Source organism: Streptomyces sp. NPDC054770, from assembly GCF_053611985.1.
Window position 1 is genome coordinate 237,114 of record NZ_JBSHBL010000002.1, and the last position, 16,389, is coordinate 253,502.

General features: G+C 72.6%; 18 protein-coding genes. 10 read left to right on the forward strand and 8 right to left on the reverse strand.

All coding sequences use genetic code 11. The features are described from left to right. The first annotated feature begins 91 nt into the window (after nt 1-91). Together ACWGKQ_RS03635 and ACWGKQ_RS03640 are read left to right on the forward strand one after the other, a co-directional pair. A complete protein-coding gene (locus tag ACWGKQ_RS03635) occupies nt 92-1,180 on the forward strand; it encodes an S-(hydroxymethyl)mycothiol dehydrogenase (RefSeq protein WP_453290209.1) in 1,089 nt (362 codons plus the stop codon). Next, a complete protein-coding gene (locus tag ACWGKQ_RS03640; protein WP_217545024.1) occupies nt 1,180-1,809 on the forward strand; it encodes an MBL fold metallo-hydrolase in 630 nt (209 codons plus the stop codon). Before ACWGKQ_RS03635 ends, ACWGKQ_RS03640 begins: the two co-directional genes overlap by 1 nt. A 104-nt stretch (nt 1,810-1,913) precedes the next feature. Here the strand turns inward: ACWGKQ_RS03640 and ACWGKQ_RS03645 are convergent, their stop codons facing one another. Beyond that, nucleotides 1,914-2,450 (reverse strand): hypothetical protein, encoded by a 537-nt coding sequence (locus ACWGKQ_RS03645; protein WP_453290210.1) that lies wholly within the window; start codon nt 2,448-2,450, stop codon nt 1,914-1,916. 50 nt (nt 2,451-2,500) lie between these two features. Between ACWGKQ_RS03645 and ACWGKQ_RS03650 the strand changes: the two genes are divergently transcribed. Then, entirely contained in the window at nt 2,501-3,319 is an 819-nt protein-coding gene (locus ACWGKQ_RS03650; protein ID WP_453290211.1) for an SDR family NAD(P)-dependent oxidoreductase, read from the forward strand. On the opposite strand, the gene ACWGKQ_RS03655 is transcribed toward ACWGKQ_RS03650, so the two are convergent. Next, a complete protein-coding gene (locus tag ACWGKQ_RS03655) occupies nt 3,305-4,699 on the reverse strand; it encodes a pyridoxal phosphate-dependent decarboxylase family protein (RefSeq protein ID WP_453290212.1) in 1,395 nt (464 codons plus the stop codon). The two genes, ACWGKQ_RS03650 and ACWGKQ_RS03655, sit on opposite strands and share 15 nt — an antisense overlap. A gap of 193 nt (nt 4,700-4,892) precedes the next feature. On the opposite strand from ACWGKQ_RS03655, the gene ACWGKQ_RS03660 reads away from it, so the two are divergent. Next, complete coding sequence (locus tag ACWGKQ_RS03660; RefSeq protein ID WP_453290213.1) at nt 4,893-5,588, forward strand: L,D-transpeptidase family protein; 696 nt, start codon at nt 4,893-4,895, stop codon at nt 5,586-5,588. 43 nt (nt 5,589-5,631) lie between these two features. Here ACWGKQ_RS03660 and ACWGKQ_RS03665 read toward each other — a convergent pair whose 3' ends face one another. Further along, nucleotides 5,632-6,831, reverse strand: coding sequence for a Gfo/Idh/MocA family protein (locus tag ACWGKQ_RS03665; protein ID WP_453290214.1), 1,200 nt, complete (start codon nt 6,829-6,831; stop codon nt 5,632-5,634). A gap of 140 nt (nt 6,832-6,971) precedes the next feature. Here ACWGKQ_RS03665 and ACWGKQ_RS03670 point away from each other — a divergent pair, with 140 nt between their 5' ends. After that, nucleotides 6,972-8,120, forward strand: coding sequence for an ROK family protein (locus tag ACWGKQ_RS03670; RefSeq protein WP_453290215.1), 1,149 nt, complete (start codon nt 6,972-6,974; stop codon nt 8,118-8,120). A 153-nt stretch (nt 8,121-8,273) separates the two neighbouring features. Beyond that, entirely contained in the window at nt 8,274-8,429 is a 156-nt protein-coding gene (locus tag ACWGKQ_RS03675; RefSeq protein WP_351500593.1) for a hypothetical protein, read from the forward strand. 99 nt (nt 8,430-8,528) lie between these two features. Here ACWGKQ_RS03675 and ACWGKQ_RS03680 read toward each other — a convergent pair whose 3' ends face one another. Next, entirely contained in the window at nt 8,529-9,902 is a 1,374-nt protein-coding gene (locus ACWGKQ_RS03680; protein WP_453290216.1) for a S1 family peptidase, read from the reverse strand. Nucleotides 9,903-10,090: 188 nt separating this feature from the next. Between ACWGKQ_RS03680 and ACWGKQ_RS03685 the strand changes: the two genes are divergently transcribed. The 3 genes from ACWGKQ_RS03685 (at nt 10,091) to ACWGKQ_RS03695 (ending at nt 12,594) form a co-directional block, all read left to right on the forward strand. Continuing rightward, on the forward strand, nt 10,091-11,263 hold the full coding sequence (locus ACWGKQ_RS03685) for a MalY/PatB family protein (protein ID WP_453290217.1): 1,173 nt from the start codon (nt 10,091-10,093) through the stop codon (nt 11,261-11,263). Between the two features lie 31 nt (nt 11,264-11,294). Then, entirely contained in the window at nt 11,295-12,053 is a 759-nt protein-coding gene (locus tag ACWGKQ_RS03690) for a type 1 glutamine amidotransferase domain-containing protein (protein ID WP_453290218.1), read from the forward strand. A gap of 145 nt (nt 12,054-12,198) precedes the next feature. Beyond that, on the forward strand, nt 12,199-12,594 hold the full coding sequence (locus ACWGKQ_RS03695) for a PPOX class F420-dependent oxidoreductase (RefSeq protein ID WP_453290219.1): 396 nt from the start codon (nt 12,199-12,201) through the stop codon (nt 12,592-12,594). On the opposite strand, the gene ACWGKQ_RS03700 is transcribed toward ACWGKQ_RS03695, so the two are convergent. The 4 genes from ACWGKQ_RS03700 to ACWGKQ_RS03715 all read right to left on the reverse strand — a co-directional run bounded on the left by ACWGKQ_RS03700 (nt 12,578) and on the right by ACWGKQ_RS03715 (nt 15,429). After that, entirely contained in the window at nt 12,578-13,627 is a 1,050-nt protein-coding gene (locus ACWGKQ_RS03700) for an NAD(P)/FAD-dependent oxidoreductase (protein WP_453290220.1), read from the reverse strand. The two genes, ACWGKQ_RS03695 and ACWGKQ_RS03700, sit on opposite strands and share 17 nt — an antisense overlap. A 19-nt stretch (nt 13,628-13,646) precedes the next feature. Beyond that, the gene (locus tag ACWGKQ_RS03705) at nt 13,647-14,033 is read right to left on the reverse strand and encodes a nuclear transport factor 2 family protein (RefSeq protein WP_453290221.1); all 387 of its coding nucleotides are present in this window, start codon (nt 14,031-14,033) and stop codon (nt 13,647-13,649) included. 52 nt (nt 14,034-14,085) lie between these two features. Beyond that, entirely contained in the window at nt 14,086-14,505 is a 420-nt protein-coding gene (locus tag ACWGKQ_RS03710) for a Zn-ribbon domain-containing OB-fold protein (RefSeq protein WP_453290222.1), read from the reverse strand. Between the two features lie 162 nt (nt 14,506-14,667). Next, on the reverse strand, nt 14,668-15,429 hold the full coding sequence (locus ACWGKQ_RS03715; protein WP_453290223.1) for a TetR family transcriptional regulator: 762 nt from the start codon (nt 15,427-15,429) through the stop codon (nt 14,668-14,670). Nucleotides 15,430-15,612: 183 nt separating this feature from the next. Here ACWGKQ_RS03715 and ACWGKQ_RS03720 point away from each other — a divergent pair, with 183 nt between their 5' ends. After that, on the forward strand, nt 15,613-16,383 hold the full coding sequence (locus tag ACWGKQ_RS03720) for a peptidoglycan-binding protein (RefSeq protein WP_453290224.1): 771 nt from the start codon (nt 15,613-15,615) through the stop codon (nt 16,381-16,383). Nucleotides 16,384-16,389 lie beyond the last annotated feature (6 nt).

Genomic DNA, 16,389 nt, shown 5'->3' on the forward strand with positions numbered 1-16,389 from the left:
AGATCCGCGACGAGCGATGCGTGCCGTCGCTGATCGTTCCCGCGTAGGGTCGGAAGCCAGCACGGCAGCAGAGCGACGAAAGGGCAGGTCCATGGCGCAGGAAGTACGCGGCGTGATCGCACCGGGCAAGGACGAGCCCGTGCGGGTCGAGACGATCGTGGTGCCGGACCCGGGGCCGGGCGAAGCCGTCGTACAGGTGCAGGCCTGCGGGGTCTGTCACACCGACCTGCACTACAAACAGGGCGGGATCAACGACGAGTTCCCCTTCCTGCTGGGCCACGAGGCAGCCGGGGTCGTGGAGTCGGTCGGCGAGGGCGTCACGGACGTCGCGCCCGGTGACTTCGTGATCCTCAACTGGCGTGCGGTGTGCGGGAACTGCCGGGCCTGTCTGCGCGGCCGGCCCTGGTACTGCTTCAACACCCACAACGCGAAGCAGAAGATGACCCTCGCCTCCACCGGGCAGGAGCTCTCCCCGGCGCTCGGCATCGGCGCCTTCGCCGACAAGACGCTGGTCGCCGCCGGACAGTGCACCAAGGTCGACCCGGCCGTCTCCCCGGCGGTCGCCGGGCTGCTCGGCTGCGGGGTGATGGCGGGCATCGGCGCCGCGATCAACACGGGCGGCGTCGGCCGGGGCGACTCGGTCGCCGTGATCGGCTGCGGCGGGGTCGGCGACGCCGCGATCGCCGGGGCCCGCCTGGCGGGTGCCGCGAAGATCATCGCCGTCGACATCGACGACCGGAAGCTGGAGAAGGCCCGCTCCCTGGGCGCCACCCACAGCATCAACTCGCGCGAGAGCGACCCGGTCGAGGCGATCCGCGACCTGACCGGCGGCTTCGGCGCCGACGTGGTCATCGAGGCGGTCGGCCGCCCGGAGACCTACCAGCAGGCCTTCTACGCCCGCGACCTCGCCGGCACCGTCGTCCTGGTCGGCGTGCCCACCCCCGAGATGAAGCTCGAACTGCCGCTGCTGGACGTCTTCGGCCGCGGCGGCGCGCTCAAGTCCAGCTGGTACGGCGACTGCCTGCCATCCCGGGACTTCCCCATGCTCATCGACCTGCACCTCCAGGGGCGGCTGCCGCTGGACGCCTTCGTCTCCGAGACCATCCAGCTCGACGAGGTGGAGAAGGCGTTCGAGCGGATGCACCAGGGCGACGTGCTGCGTTCGGTGGTGGTGCTCTGATGACCACGCGCATCGAACGCCTCGTCACCTCCGGGCAGTTCACCCTCGACGGGGGCACCTGGGACGTCGAGAACAACGTCTGGATCGTCGGCGACGAACGCGAAGTGATCGTCATCGACGCCGCGCACGACGCCCAGGCCATCGCCGAGGCGGTCGACGACCGCGTCCTGAAGGCGATCGTCTGCACCCACGCCCACAACGACCACATCGACGCCGCGCCCGCCCTCGCGGACCTCACCGGCGCCAAGATCTGGCTGCACCCCGACGACCTGCCGCTGTGGAAGCTCACCCACCCCGACCGCGACCCCGACAACCACCTGTCCGACGGGCTGGTCATCGAGGCCGCGGGCGCCGACCTGACCGTGCTGCACACGCCCGGCCACGCGCCCGGCGCCGTCTGCCTCCACGACCCCGGCCTGGGCGTCGTCTTCACGGGCGACACCCTCTTCCAGGGCGGCCCCGGCGCGACCGGGCGGTCGTACTCGCACTTCCCGACGATCATCGACTCCATCCGGGACAAGCTGCTCACCCTCCCGCCCGAGACGAAGGTCCTGACCGGGCACGGCGACCCGACCACCATCGGCGCCGAGGCCCCCCAGCTGGCGGAGTGGATCGCCCGGGGCCACTGAGCCGACCCGGCGGACGGCGTCCGCCGGGAGAAGCAGGAGACGACACGTGATGTCAGGCTTCCGCGAGAAACCCGCCACCGGCTACCGCGGAACCGGCACGCCCCTCAGCCGCCGGAATCCGGCCGGGTCGGCCAGAGCGCCGGGTGCCCCGGAGGCAGCGCGAGATCCTCGCGTACGGCGGTGTAGTAGCGCTCCCGGCAGGCCCGCTGCCGTGCCAGCAGGTCCTGCCAGGCGTCCGGGTCGACCGTCCCGGCGCGCATGAACCGCTCCATGGCCATCACCGCGGTCACCCAGTGCCGTGCCTGCTCCACCACCTCCCGGCTGCCCAGCATGATCAGCGCCTCCCCGGCCGGATCACGGCCGTCCGTGGCCGCCGCCAGCTGCGGCTCGGCCTCGGCCGGGGAGATCGGGTGCGGATGCGGATCGTTGCCGAGATGGGCCGCGACGCGGTAGGTGAGGTTCACCGTTTTCTTCAGCGCCCGCGCATAGTCGCTGTACACCGCCAGCCGCCGCTCCTCCCAGCGTGCCTCCTGCTCCCGCCGGAACCGCACCCGGTCGCCCCGCACCACCGCGAGATACGAACCGAGCGCGCCGATCACGACGCCTATGAGGGCCGGGAGTTGCTGCAAGAACGAGGACATGTGCGCACGCTATCTGTCCTGTTGATCGTCCGACCCGTACGGTCGTCGTCATGACCGGACTCGATCGCTTTGCCGGACACGGAGTTCTCGTCACGGGCGCGGCCCGCGGCATCGGCGCGGCCGTCGCCCGCCAGCTGGCGGAAGAGGGTGCCAGGGTGCTGGCGACCGACCGGGACCTGCCCGAGGCGGAGCGGACGGCGGCCGCGCTGCGCGAACAGGGCCTGGCGGTCACGGCGTTCGCCTGCGACGTCGCCGACCGCGACTCGGTGGAGGCCGCCGTCGCCCGTGCCGTCGATGCCTTCGGCAGGCTCGACGTCCTGGTGAACTGCGCCGCGCACTGCACCCCGGACGTCCCGCTCTTCGAGGACCAGCCGGACGACGGGTGGGCCCTGGACCTCGACATCACCCTCACCGGCGTGTACCGCTGCTGCCGCGCCGCCCTCCCGCACCTGGCCGCCTCCGGCCGGGGCGCGATCGTGAGCATCGGCTCCGTCAACGCCGAGGCCGACTTCGGCAACCACGCCTACAGTGCCGCCAAGGCCGGTCTCGCCTCGCTGACCCGCACCCTCGCCGGGCGCGCGGCGGCGCGCGGGGTACGGGTCAACCTGGTGGAGCCGGGCACCGTCCGCACCTCGGCCTGGGCGGACCGGGAGGACGAACTCGCCGCCCTCCGGCCGCTGTACCCGCTCGGCCGGGTCGGCGAGCCGGAGGACATCGCCGCGGCCGTCGCCTTCCTGGCCTCCCGCGACGCCGCCTGGATCACAGGTACCACCCTCCGCGTCGACGGCGGGCTCACCGCCGTCAACAGCGGGTTCCACGCAGCGCTGCGGCCGCACCGGGAGGCCCGGCGCGGGTCAGAGAGCGGCTGAGGCGGCAGCGAGGACGGCCAGTACGCGCCGGGTGTCGTCCTCGGTGGTCCGCCAGTTGCTGAACGCCGCCCGCAGCGCCGGGACCCCGCCGTACACCGTCGGCGTGAGGAACGCCTCGCCGGACGCGGCGACCGCCCGGGCCAGGGCGGCCACCCGCTCCTGCGTGGGCTGCTCGGCGAGGGTGAAGCAGACGACGTTGAGCCGGACCGGGGCGAGCAGGCGCAGGGCGGGCAACTCCCCGATGCCGGAGCCGAGCCGGCGCGCCTCGGTGACGTTGCGCTCCACGATCTCGCGGTGCCCGTCCCGGCCGTACGCGGTCAGCGCGAACCAGGCCGGCAGCGCCCGCATCCGGCGGGAGTTCTCCGGGGTGAGGTGCAGGAAGTCCGGGGTGTTGGTGGGCAGGCCCAGGTAGGGGGACTCGTTGTGGAAGACGGCCACCTGGAGGTCGCGGCGGCGGGTGAACTGGACGGCCGCGTCGTAGGGGACATTGAGCCACTTGTGCAGGTCCACACAGACCGAGTCGGCCGCGTCCAGACCGGCGACGAGCGGGGCGTGGGCGGGGGAGAGGGCGGCGAAGGCGCCGAACGCGGCGTCCACGTGCAGCCAGAAGCCGTACCGCTCCTTGAGCGCGGCGATCGCCTGCAGGTTGTCGAAGTCGACGGTGTTCACCGTGCCCGCGTTGGCGACGACGATCGCGGGCCGCCCGCCCAGTCCGGCCAGCGCCGCGTCCAGCGCGGTCACGTCCACCGCCTCCCGGCCGCCGGGCAGCAGCGGCACCGGACGCAGCCGGTCCCGGCCGATGCCGAGCACCGACAGCGCCTTGCCCACACTGGAGTGCGGGCTGCCGGAGAGCACGTCGACCGGGCCGAGCGCGGCGGCCCCCGCCCGGGAGACGTCGACCCCGAGCCGCTCGCCGAGCCATTCCCGGGCGATCGCCAGGCCGACGGTGTTCGACATCGTGGCCCCGGTCACAAACGCCCCGCTGTGCGCCTCGCCGAGCCCGAACAGCTCGGCCAGCCAGGCCACGGTCTCGCGCTCCAGGGCGGCACCCCAGGAGCCGGCGTCCCCGGACAGGTTCTGGTCGTAGGCCGAGGTCAGCCAGTCGCCGGTGAGGGAGGCGGGGGTCACACCGCCGGTGACGAATCCGAGGTAGCGTGGCCCGGCCGAGGCGGACATTCCCGGCGCCCATCGCTCGGTGAACCGGGCCAGTGCGCCGGCACCGCCCTCTCCCCGCTCGGGCAGCGGCGCCCGCGCGGGCGCCGTCGCGAGCGCGGCCACCGGCCGTTCGGCCGACCCGGCCGCCGCGCGGGCGGCCACGTCGCGGGCGGACTGGAGGAGTTCGGGAAGCCGGGCGAGATCGTCGGCGAGTGCGGGATGCATGAACCGCAGACTAGGTCGGCCACGACGCTGTGGCGCGGTCCACTTCCGGGTAGGTGGACCGATGCCGGCAGCGGCGGCCGCGGCGGCGAAGTTAACCGTTTCGTCACAGCCTGACCAGGGCTACAACCAATGCCGGGCATCGGCCGGTCCAGTACGACGAGACCACAGGACAGGAAAAGGAGACAGACGTCATATGGGGGACATACGCAGACGAAGTGCCGTAGTGCTCGGTGTCACCGGGCTTGTGGCGCCGCTCACGCTCGCTCTCACCTCCGCTCCGGCGCAGGCCGCGAGCTGCACCACGCAGGCCGGGCCGTACCAGAAGCAGGTGGAGAAGTTCCTCGGGCGACCGGTCGACGGCAAGCAGTCCGCGGCGGACTGCAAGGCGATCAAGGCATTTCAGGACAAGCACGGAATAACGCCTGACATCGGTTACGCCGGCCCGGTCACCTGGGGCGTGATGGACCTGATGAACAAGCAGAAGGCCGTCGGGAACAAGCCCAACAAGGACGGCAAGTGCCCCACGAACAAGGGGCGCATCGCCTGCGTCAACCTCACGCTCCAGCTGAGCTGGATCCAGGACGGCAGCAAGCTGGTCTACGGCCCGGTCCCGGTCCGTACCGGCCGTGACGGGTACGAGACCCGGACCGGCCTGAAGAAGATCTACTGGCGTGACATCGACCACGTCTCGTCCGTCTACAACGTGCCGATGCCCTACAGCCAGTTCTTCGACGGCGGCCAGGCCTTCCACTCGGTGAACCTCAGCATGTGGAACCCGCCGGGCTCGCACGGCTGCGTCAACATGACACCCACCGTCGCCAAGAAGTACTGGTCGTTGCTGAAGACCGGCGACGACGTCTTCGTGTACGGCCGCAAGCCGGGCACCTGACGGCACCCGGCCCGGGCCGGCGGCTTCGGCCGGCGGCTTGGGCTCAGCTCTCCGGGGCGTCCCCGAAGTCCGGGATCTCCAGCCTGGCCCCGCCCTGCCGCGCCGACTCGTGCGCGATGATGCCCGGCAGGGTGTAGCGGGCCGCGACCCAGGCGTTGACCGTCGGCAGGCCGCGCGTGTTGACCGCGGTCACGAAGTCGTCCACCAGGAAGTGGTGGCTGCCCTCGTGCCCGTTGTGCAGCGCGTCGAACTCCCGCGGCAGCCGCGCCCGGTCGTGCACCGGCGCCGACCCGGAGGTGAAGGCGGCCCGCAGCTCCGGCGCGATGTGCTGCAGCGAGGGGTCGTCGGGCGACATGGTGGGCTTGGGTTCGAGCAGCTCGCTGATGTCCTGCACACCCTTCTTGTCCTGCCACAGCGCCACCGTCGCCAGCTGCTCCATGCTCGCCTCCGTGCCGAAGAACCGGAAGCGGGACTCACGGATGTGCGACGGGTAGCCCACCCGCCGGAACTCGTTCGTACGGAACGAGCCGCCGCCGGCCACCTCGAACAGTGCGGTCGCGTTGGAGACGTCGTTGCCGAACTGGCTGACCTCCTTGTCGAAGACGCCGTCGCCCCGGTCGTCCACGACCCCGATCGCCGACACGCTCACCGCGTGCGTCTGCCAGGCGCCGAGCACCCCGCCCACCGCGTGCGTCGGGTAGAGCAGCGGGGGATAGCTGGCGGTGGCCTTCCAGTTCTCGCCGCCGCTGTAGCGGTAGGCGTCGTAGAAGCCGAGGTCCATGTCGTGGACGTAGTCGCCCTCGGCGTAGAAGAGCCGCCCGAAGGCGCCCTCGGCGATCTGGTTGCGGGCGTGCACGGTCGCCGGGTTGTACTGGCTGGTCTCGCCCATCATGTAGGTCAGGCCGGTCGCCTTGACCGCGTCGATGATCGCGGCGATCTCCTCGGTGGTGATCGCCATGGGGACCGCGGAGTACACGTGCTTGCCGGCGTTCAGGCCCGCCAGGACCAGCGGGCCGTGCGTCCAGCGCTGGGTGAAGATCGCGACCGCGTCGACATCGGACTCGAGCATGGCCTCGTACGACGGGAAGGTGCCCGCCAGGCCCTGGGCGGCGGCGAGCTGCTCCGCCCGCTCGGGGAGCAGGTCGGTGACGTACACGTCGCCGACGCCGGGATGGGCCTGGAACAGCGTGGCGAACTGGCCGGAGAACTGTCCGGCGCCGACGATGCCGAGTGAGAAAGTCATGGGGTTACTTTTGCTGCGGAAGAATCTTGGCGTCAAGGGGCGGAAGGAAGTCGGAAAGATGCGGGGAGGGCGCTTATGCGGCGCACCCGGCGCACAGTAGGGTGGCTTGGTTGCTTCAGCTCCGGAAGAAAAGGGATGCCGTGTCCGATTGGCTGCCGCTGAGCCCCGCGGAGCGCTCCGTGGCGATCGAGGTGCTCGTCCACGGCCCGCTGTCGCGTACCGAGCTGGCCCGCCGGCTGAACCTCTCCCAGGGCAGCCTCACCCGCCTCACCAAGCCGCTCATCGAGTCCGGCCTGCTCGTCGAGGCCCCCTGGGCAGGTGCCCCGGCGGAGGCGCGCCAGGGCCGTCCCTCGCAGCCGCTCGGCGTGGTCGCCGAGTCCCGGTCCTTCCTCGGCTTCAAGATCACCGACGAGATGGTCTACGGCGTCGTCACCAGCCTCAGGAGCGACATCGTCGACCGCCTCGACCGGCCCCTCGCCGGCCATGACCCGAAGTACGTCGCCGACCTGCTGGCCGCGATGACCGCCGAGCTCGCCGGCCGCCACCCCGCGGTCGCGGGCATCGGCATCGGTGTCGGCGGGTTCGTGCGCGAGAACGCGGTGGTCGGCGAGTCGTCCTACCTGTCCTGGCGTGACGTTCCGCTGGCCGGGCTGGTCCGGGAGCGCACCGGGCTGCCGGTCGTCGTGGAGAACGACGTGGCCGCCCTGGTCGAGGCCGAGACCTGGTTCGGCGCCGGCCGCGGACTCGACCGCTTCGTCGTGCTGACCATCGGCGCCGGCATCGGCTACGGCCTGGTGCTCGGCGGCCGGCGCGTCCCCTACGCCGAGGAGGACCGCGGCTTCGGGCGGCACTGGATCATCGACCCGCAGGGCCCCCTCACCCCGCAGGGCGACCGCGGCAGCGCCGTGTCGCTGCTCACCATCCCGAACATCCGCTACCAGGTGCGGGCCGCCACCGGCCATGACGCGTCGTACGAGGAGATCCTCGCCGGCGCCGCCGCGGGCGAGCCGATGGCCGCGCGGGTGATCGGCGAGGCCGGCCGGGCGCTGGGCACGCTCCTTGCGCAGATCGCCAACTTCGTCATGCCGCAGAAGATCCTGCTCGCGGGGGAAGGGGTCGGCCTGATGGAGGTGGCCGGGGGGACGGTGCGGGACGCGGTGCGCGCCCACCGGCATCCGCTCGCCGCGCCGATCGGCCTGGAGACCAAGGTCTCCGACTTCCACGACTGGGCGCGCGGCGCCGCCGTACTGGCCATCCAGGTGCTGGTGCTCGGCCGGGCCGGGGGCTGAACTGCCGTTTCCGCTCGCACGGCCGCTGCCGAGCCGCATCGAACTCCCGCCTCTGCTTGACACATTGACGTGATGAGTAACACGGTCCGATATGTCCGGATCGATCGTACTTACTCACGGCGCCTTCACGCCGACCGGCATATGCTTCACACCATGTCCACCACTGTTGAAACCGTCACCGAGCGATCGGCCGACGAGGTCAACGAGGAGATCCGGGCCCTGTGGCTCCGGTCGGGCGGGACACTGAGCACCGAGCAGCGCGAGGAGTACCAGCGGCTCGTCCTCGAATGGGCGGCGGCAACCCCGTAGCAGCCGGACCAGACGGCCTGACCGCCCGTCCCGGGCACCCGCAGCGGGCGGGTGCCCTTCTCGTAAGACCTCGCGCGGCGGACTTCGCGCCGCCCCTCGTCAGCCCCAAGTAGCCGAGTAGTAGCGCTGGTACGCCTTGCGGTCCTGTTCCGCGCGGATGTACCGGGTCCCGACCAGCGCGATCAGACTCCCCCCGATCACCAGCAGGCCCGGCCCGACGTTGCGGGTGTCCGTGAGCCGGGCGATCAGACTGGTTTCCTCCCCGGTGACCGGCGCCGTCGAACCCGGCGAGGTCGTGCTCGGCGCGATCGCACTGTGGTTGGCCGACGCGGACGGCGCCGGCGTTGCGCCCTGGGCCCCGGCGGCCTGCTTCGTCACGATCAGCTGCACGTTCAGCGCCGCCATCGCCCGCGTCAGCGGCTGGAAGAACGTCACCCCGCCCGTGGTGCAGTCACCGCTGCCGCCCGAGGTCACCCCCAGCGCGATGCCGTTGGAGAACAACGGACCCCCGCTGTCGCCCGGTTCGGCACACACATTGGTCTGGATGAGCCCGGTGACCGTGCCCTCGGGGTAGTTGACCGTCGCGTTGAGCGCGGTCACCGTGCCGTCGTGCAGCCCGCTGGTGGAGCCGCTGCGGAACACCTTCTCGCCGACCGTGGGATCGGCCGCCCCCGTGATCCGCACGCCCTGGCCGTTGCCGATCGCGACCACGTCCGCGTTGTCACCGGCCTTCCCGGACGCGTACTGGATCAGCGAGAAGTCGTTCCCCGGGAACTGCGTGTTGATCGTCGTGCCCAGCTGCTGGTTGCCCTGGCTGTCGTCGAACCAGATGGTGTTGGCGGGACCGCAGTGACCGGCGGTGAGGATGAAGTCGGTCGTCCCGTTGGTGACGTTGAAACCCGCCGAACAGCGGCCGCCCGTGGACAGGATCGGCTGCGCCGGGTTGAGCCGGGTGGTGAACTTCCCCTCGGAGCGCTGCATCTGCACGAAACTGCCGATGCCCCCCGCGACCCGCTTCAGGTCCGACCAGTCGGCGGCGGAGACCGTGCTGTCCGCCTCCACCATCACCCGGTTGGTCTTGTAGTCCACCGCCCATGCGGTGCCGGGCACCCGCGGCGCCGCCTTCAGCGTGGCCGCGGCCGCCTTCAGCACGTTCATGCTGTGCGACACCATCTTGGGCTCGGCGCCCGCCTGCTTCACCATCGCCGCGGCCTGCTCGTCGGTCACCGCGACCACCGGCTTCCCGTCGGCGCCGATCCAGCTGCCCGCCGTACGGGCCGTGCCGAGCTTCGCCACCAGTGCGGCACCGGTGTCACCGGCCTCGGTCGCCGAGCCGGAGCTGAACGGGACGGCGGACGTCCCGGGAGTCTCGCTCGCCATGGCCGTGGTGACCATGGCGCCTCCCAGAAGGAGTCCGCCGACCGCCGCCAGCTGTGTACCCCGCCGGACGACCCGTCGTCGTGCGTGCCTCATCCATGGCTCCCGAACCCCGAACGCGCGGTGCCTGCACCGCGGGGCCCTCCGGTCGTCGAGCGCCCTGCTCTCCATACGCGGGCGGCCCCCAGGGTGTTCACAGCGATAGTGATCTTTACGATCCCGTGGCGTACGGCACGGCCGCACGCCTCGTTCCCGGGTCCGCCGCAGCCGCCTATCTTGAGCCCATGACCAGCATCCCGCAGGAGAATCCGGGCGAACCGAACCCGCTGCGCGCCCTCACCCTCGACCGGTTGCGATGTCGTACCAGCATGAAATGGCGCACCTATCCCGAGGACGTGCTCCCGGTGTGGGTGGCCGAGATGGACGTGCCGCTCGCCGCAGCGGTCGTCCGCGCGGTCACGGCGGCGATGGAACTCGGCGACACCGGCTACCCGGCGGGCACCGCCTACGCCGAGGCGCTCGCCGCGTTCGCCGCGAAGCGCTGGGGCTGGGACGGGCTCGACGTGGCCCGCACCGCGATCGTCCCCGACGTGATGCTCGGCGTGGTCGAGATGCTGAAGCTGGTCACCGGGCCCGGCGACCCGGTGGTCGTCAACTCGCCGGTGTACCCGCCCTTCTACCAGTTCGTCGGGAACATGGACCGGCGGGTGGTGGAGGCCCCGCTCGGCGCCGACGGGCGCATCGACCCCGACGTGCTGGAGGCGGCGTTCCGCGGGCTCGGCGGCGGCCGGGCCGGCTATCTGCTGTGCAGCCCCCACAACCCGACCGGCACCGTACACACCGCCGCCGAGCTCACCGCCGTCACCGCTCTCGCCGAGCGGTACGGCGTCCGGATCGTCGCCGACGAGATCCACGCCCCGCTCACCGCTCCCGGCGTCGACTTCGTCCCCTACCTGAGCGTGCCCGGCGCGGACCGCGGGCTGTCGCTGATGTCCGCGTCCAAGGCCTGGAACCTCGCGGGTCTCAAGGCCGCGCTCGCCCTCGCCGGACCCGGGGCCGCCGCCGACCTCGCCCGCCTGCCGGAGGAGGTGAGCCATGGTCCCAGCCATGTCGGCGTCATCGCCCACACCGCCGCGCTGACCGACGGCACCGCCTGGCTGGACGCCCTGCTCGCGGGCCTCGACGAGAACCGGCGGCTGCTCGCCGGGCTGCTCGACCGCCACCTGCCGGGCGTCCGGTACCGGCCCGCCGAGGCCACCTACCTCGCCTGGCTCGACTGCCGCGCCCTCGGCCTCGGTGACGATCCGGCCGAGGTCTTCCTGGAGCGCGGCCGGGTCGCCGTGAACTCCGGCATCCCCTTCGGGACCGGCGGCGCAGGGCACGTACGGTTCAACCTCGCCACCTCGCCCGAGGTGATCACGGAGGCGGTACGGCGGATGGCGGCGGCGCTCGCGTGAGGCGTGACCGCACGGCTGACATCATGGCCGTATGCGTGTGCTGATTCCGCTTCCCGACCGGGACTTCGACGTGACCGAGGTGGCCGTGCCCTGGCGGGAGCTGACCCGGGCCGGCCACCAGGTCGTCTTCGCCACCGAACGCGCCGGCACCCGGCCCGCGGCCGACCCCCGGCTGCTCACCGGCGTCCTGTTCGGACAGCTCGGCGCCGCGGCCGAACCCCGGCGGTTCTACGAAGAGCTCACCGCCGCACCGGAGTTCACCGCCACCGCCGCCTGGGCCGACCTGGACGTCACCGGCTTCGACGGGCTGGTGCTGCCAGGCGGACACGCGCCCGGCATGCGCCAGTACCTCGGCTCGCCCGAACTCCGCGAGCAGGTGCGGAAGTTCTGGGTGCTCGGCCGCCCGGTCGGCGCGATCTGCCACGGCGTCCTGGTCCTCGCCCGCACCCTGGACCCGGCCACCGGGCACAGCGTCCTGTCCGGCCGCCGGACCACCTGCCTGCCCAAGTACATGGAACGCACCGCCTACTTCACCACCGCCTGGCGCCTGGGCCGCTACTACCGTACCTACCCCGCCTACGTCGAGGACGAGGTGCGGGCCGCCCTCGCCGAGCCGGACATCCAGTTCGAGCGCGGCCCCCGCGAGCTCACCCGGCGCGGCACCGCGGGCGACGACACGCACGCCTTCGTCGTCGAGGACGGCACCTATCTCTCGGCGCGTTGGCCCGGCGATGCGTATCTGTTCGCGCGGAAGTACCTCGGACTGCTCGACCGGGGTACGGCCGCCTGAGCGCTCCGCTCAAAGAGCCGCGCCATGTTGTCTGTCGACTGCGACACCGTCGTGGCTGGTCGCGCCCACGCGGCGGAGCCGCGTATTGACACAGCCCCGCGCCCCTTCGGGGCGCTGCCTCGCCGGACCCGCCTAGACTCCGGGCATGGACAACACCACCGAGACGGACCTCGACCGGCTCGGCGCCGGGAAGTACCTGCTCGTCACCAGTTTCCGTAAGGACGGCACCCCCGTTCCCACCCCGGTGTGGGTGGTGCGGGACGGGGACACGCTCGGCGTCTGGACGGCCGCCGACACCTTCAAGGTCAAGCGGATCCGGCGTCGCGCCGATGTCAAGGTCGGCCCCTGCGACCTGCGCGGCCGCCCGACCGGCGACCCGGTCCCGGCCACCGCCGAGATCGCCGACGCGGCCACCACCGCCCGCTACCGCGACCTCATCGCCCGCAAGTACGGCATCACCGGCCGCCTCACCCTCCTCGGCAGCAGACTGCGCCGCGGTGTCGACGGCACGGTCGGCATCCGGGTCACCCTGACACCCTGAGGGGACCCGGGCCGCGGCCGGGACCGCTGGGTCCGACTCTGCACCTGCCGAGTTCGGGGGCGGGCCGTCCCGTGGCGAGTTCCGCCGCGACCAGGCGGCCCACGGTGGGGGCGAGGGTGACCGCGGAGTGGGCGACCGCCAGGTAGGCGGAGCCGTCCTGGGTGAGCGGGCCGATCAGCGGGCCGGCCGCGGGCACGGGGCGGACGCCCACCCGGGAGCCGAGCACGCGGAACTCGCCCTCGAACGCCGTGCGGAAGGCGGCGACGGCCGTTTCGTCGTTCGCCTTCGTATGGGTCAGCAGCAGTCGGCCCTCGCTCACTTCGCGTACCTCGAAGTCCGGCCCGGCCACCACGGACCGCACCAGCCCCGGTGGCGCCGCCAGCCGCAGCAGCCGGGCGGGGGAGCCGGTGACCGGCAGGGTGATGCCGAGAGGGGCGGCCAGCTCCACGACTCCCGTCCCGGCCGCCAGGACCACGGCGGAGGCGGGACGGAACCCGGCGGCGGTGTCGACTCCCATGACGCGCCCGGTGTCCGTGCGCAGTGCCACCCCCGCCGCCCCGTACCCGACCCGGGCACCCCGGGCCCGCGCCGCCCGCACCAGCGCCGCCGTGACCGCGACGGGGTCCACGCCCGCGTCGGACGGGGTGTGCACGGCCGCGTCGGGGGGCGTACGGAAGTGGGGTTCCAGCGCCTGGATCGCCGCGCGGCCGACCGGATGCCGGTCCCCGGAGAGCCGGCCCGCGCCGGGACCGTACGGCACCGGCCAGGTGAGCGACCCGGTGCGGCGGACCGTCACACCCGGCACCTCGCGCTCCAGCCGGCGCCAGTCCGCCAGGACCGCGGGGCGGAGATCCTCGGCACCGCCGGGCCAGTTCCCGCCGGTCGTGCCCCCGATCCACGCGAAGGAGTCGGCGGTGACGCCCGGGGCCGGACCGGCGCCCTGCTCGACCAGCGTCACCGGTACGTCCCGGCACGCCAGGTGGTAGGCCACCGACGCGCCGAGGATGCCGGCCCCCACCACGACCACCGTCACGGCTGTCCTCGGCCCCGCGCTACTCGACGCCCGGCGGGACGACCGTGGCGTGGTGGTAGTACATCCGCCAGCCGCTCGCCTCGTCGCGCCGGCGCCAGAGGGAGCTGTGCCGGGAGCGGCGGTCGCCGAGCCGGGCCTCGAAGGTCACCTGGACCAGCCCCGGAGCGAGCAGGACACCGGTCATGCCGGACGGCTCGTACCACGGGCCGTCCTTCGACGCGCCCGGCTTGTCCGGCAGTTCGGCGAGCAACTGCTCGTACGTGAACCGGCGGCCGGACGCACCCACCTCCACGAACTCCGGGTCCAGCAGTTCGGCCGCCAGCTCCCGGGAGGCGCGCACCTCGGGGTCCAGGAGCCTCAGCTCGCCCGCGACCGCAGCCGCCACCTGGGCCGTTTCATCGCTCATGGGCCCATCCTCGCCCAGGCCACCGGTCGCCGGACAACCGGATTTCCGGGCATCAGCTCCATGCGCGGTACGGCTCGTCGAGCAGTTGGAAGACCGGCTCGCCGCGCACCGGGTCCCTGGTGGTGGAGAGCTTGACGCGGTCGCCGCTGTGGATGCCGATCGGCGGGCCCATGACCCGGCCGCGCACCACGAACCCCTCGGCCATCTCGATCAGGGACACATTGCGCGCGGCGGGCGTGTTGCGGTGCACCACCGTCGAGTGGCGGACCGTGCCCGTGCCCTCGCTGTGCTCCGTCCGCAGCTCGCTGCCCTGGCACACCGGACACAGCAGCCGGTGGTACATCGCGGTGCCGCACCAGGTGCAGCGCTGGTAGACGATGGCGTCCTTGGCGCGGTCCGCGGGCGCGGGGTCGAGAACGCCCGTCGCGAATCCGACCGCCGACTGCGCGGCGCTCGTCGAGTGGTGGTACACGCTGGTCAACTCCCTGCGCTCGCCCGGAATGCCGCGTGTCCGGACCCGGCCGGGCACGCCTGTGCCCGGTTCGCGGTGCCACCGTGCACGCCGACAGAGTATGGCACTCAGTGTCAACCGTAAAGGCACTGCGTACCCTCAATATGGGTTCATCGGAACTTCTCAGGCGCGGCCGAACGCGGTCTCGATCTCCTGCACCACCCGCCACAGCGGGGCGTCGCGCCGCGAGACGAGGACGACCACGTCGTCCGGGTGCTCCATCGGGCCGCCGAACAGCGCCGTCGACGCCCCGCCCGGAGCGGGCCCGGCAGGGCCGGCGGGCTCGGCGGGCCCGGTGCCGAACGCGGCCTGCACGTACCCGAGGGCGTGGTCGACCGTCTCCTCCGCGTCGCTCCGCCCGTCCGAACGCAGCCAGGAGCGGAGCGCGTTGTTGTGTGCCGCGACCACCGCCGCCGCGACGACATCCGCCCGCAGTGTCCCGTCCGGGCGGCCGGCGTACCGGCCCCGCAGATACTCGGCGAGCGCGCGCTCGTAGCGCCACACCACCGACAGCTCGTACGCGCGCAGCCCCGGCACCTGCTTGGTGAGCCGGTAGCGCTGCACGGAGAAGGTGGGATTCTCGGCGTACATCCGCAGCACCAGACGCGCCGCGTCGCACACCCGCCGCACCGGCTCGCACTCCGGCGCGTCCGCCGCAAGGAAGGCGGTCATGTCGGCCAGGCACCCCTCGTGGTCGGGGAAGACCACATCCTCCTTGGACGGGAAGTACCGGAAGAACGAGCGCCGTCCGACCCCCGCGAGGGCAACGATGTCGTCGACGGTCGTCTGCTCGTAGCCGCGCTCCAGGAAGAGCCGGAAGGCCGCCGCGACCAGGGCGTCCCGCATGGGCGGCTTGGCGGGCGGTGCCGCGCTGCTGGAGCTCATGAACGCGAACGTAGCACCCCGTCGGCCACATGGCACTCAGTGCACAAGATCGGGGGACTGAGTGCTCTGCCAGCCGTCCCGGGGCCCGCTCGTGCTCCCGGGCTGAACCGGTGGGCCGGTCCTCCCGTATGTGTTCTCGGGGATCGCGGATCCCGTGCGCACGGGACGTGGAAGGAGAGCAGTGTGTCGACACCGCCCGACCCTGAACAGCCGCACCGCGGACCGGTCCTGGAACCGGTCCGGGTCCTGCGCCCCCGCCGGCTCGACACCCTCGCGGAGCTGATGCGCGAGTTCCACGAGGGGGCGGAGGCCGACGCGAAGGCGAGGGCGCCGAAGAGCCGGGACCCGGCGGACTTCGAGGCCTTCGACCCGGCCTCCGACTCCGGCACGGAGGACGAGACCCAGGAGCTGCCGCCCGTCACCGACGGCCCGCGCACCGCGTCCCGCGGGCGCCGCGGTGGTCACGGGTACGACCACGGGTACGCTCACGGCCCCGACGCCGGCTCGTCCTCGTCCCGTGCCTTCGGCTTCGGTCCGGGACTGCGCCGGGCCGCCGTCGTGGTGGCCGTGAGCGCGGCCGCCCTGGTCGGCTTCGGCTGCGCTCTGCTGCTGCCCGGCCGCGAGGGCACCGCCGAGGCCGCCCAGCCGTCCGCGTCCGCCACCACGGCACCGGCCACCACCCCGTCGGCCACCGCCACCGCCACCGACCCCGACGGCGCCGGCACCCTCCGCCAGGGCGACACCGGACCCGACGTCGTCGAGCTGGAACAGCGCCTCCTGCGCATCCCGGACGTCTACCGCGACGGCTCCACGAGCGGCACCTACGACGCGGCGCTGACCGCCGCCGTGGAGCGCTTCCAGGTCTGGTACGGCATCAGCGGCGACGAACGCGGTGTCTACGGCGACGACACCCGCCGATCGCTGGAGTCCCGTACCAGCCTCACCGACGGCTGACGCTCC

Bases quoted from the DNA above. Each gene is read 5' to 3' on its own strand.
- ACWGKQ_RS03635 (WP_453290209.1), top strand. From the start codon at position 92: ATGGCGCAGGAAGTACGCGGCGTGATCGCACCGGGCAAGGACGAGCCC.
- ACWGKQ_RS03640 (WP_217545024.1), top strand. From the start codon at position 1,180: ATGACCACGCGCATCGAACGCCTCGTCACCTCCGGGCAGTTCACCCTC.
- ACWGKQ_RS03645 (WP_453290210.1), bottom strand. From the start codon at position 2,450: ATGTCCTCGTTCTTGCAGCAACTCCCGGCCCTCATAGGCGTCGTGATC.
- ACWGKQ_RS03650 (WP_453290211.1), top strand. From the start codon at position 2,501: ATGACCGGACTCGATCGCTTTGCCGGACACGGAGTTCTCGTCACGGGC.
- ACWGKQ_RS03655 (WP_453290212.1), bottom strand. From the start codon at position 4,699: ATGCATCCCGCACTCGCCGACGATCTCGCCCGGCTTCCCGAACTCCTC.
- ACWGKQ_RS03660 (WP_453290213.1), top strand. From the start codon at position 4,893: ATGGGGGACATACGCAGACGAAGTGCCGTAGTGCTCGGTGTCACCGGG.
- ACWGKQ_RS03665 (WP_453290214.1), bottom strand. From the start codon at position 6,831: ATGACTTTCTCACTCGGCATCGTCGGCGCCGGACAGTTCTCCGGCCAG.
- ACWGKQ_RS03675 (WP_351500593.1), top strand. From the start codon at position 8,274: ATGTCCACCACTGTTGAAACCGTCACCGAGCGATCGGCCGACGAGGTC.
- ACWGKQ_RS03680 (WP_453290216.1), bottom strand. From the start codon at position 9,902: ATGAGGCACGCACGACGACGGGTCGTCCGGCGGGGTACACAGCTGGCG.
- ACWGKQ_RS03685 (WP_453290217.1), top strand. From the start codon at position 10,091: ATGACCAGCATCCCGCAGGAGAATCCGGGCGAACCGAACCCGCTGCGC.
- ACWGKQ_RS03690 (WP_453290218.1), top strand. From the start codon at position 11,295: ATGCGTGTGCTGATTCCGCTTCCCGACCGGGACTTCGACGTGACCGAG.
- ACWGKQ_RS03695 (WP_453290219.1), top strand. From the start codon at position 12,199: ATGGACAACACCACCGAGACGGACCTCGACCGGCTCGGCGCCGGGAAG.
- ACWGKQ_RS03705 (WP_453290221.1), bottom strand. From the start codon at position 14,033: ATGAGCGATGAAACGGCCCAGGTGGCGGCTGCGGTCGCGGGCGAGCTG.
- ACWGKQ_RS03715 (WP_453290223.1), bottom strand. From the start codon at position 15,429: ATGAGCTCCAGCAGCGCGGCACCGCCCGCCAAGCCGCCCATGCGGGAC.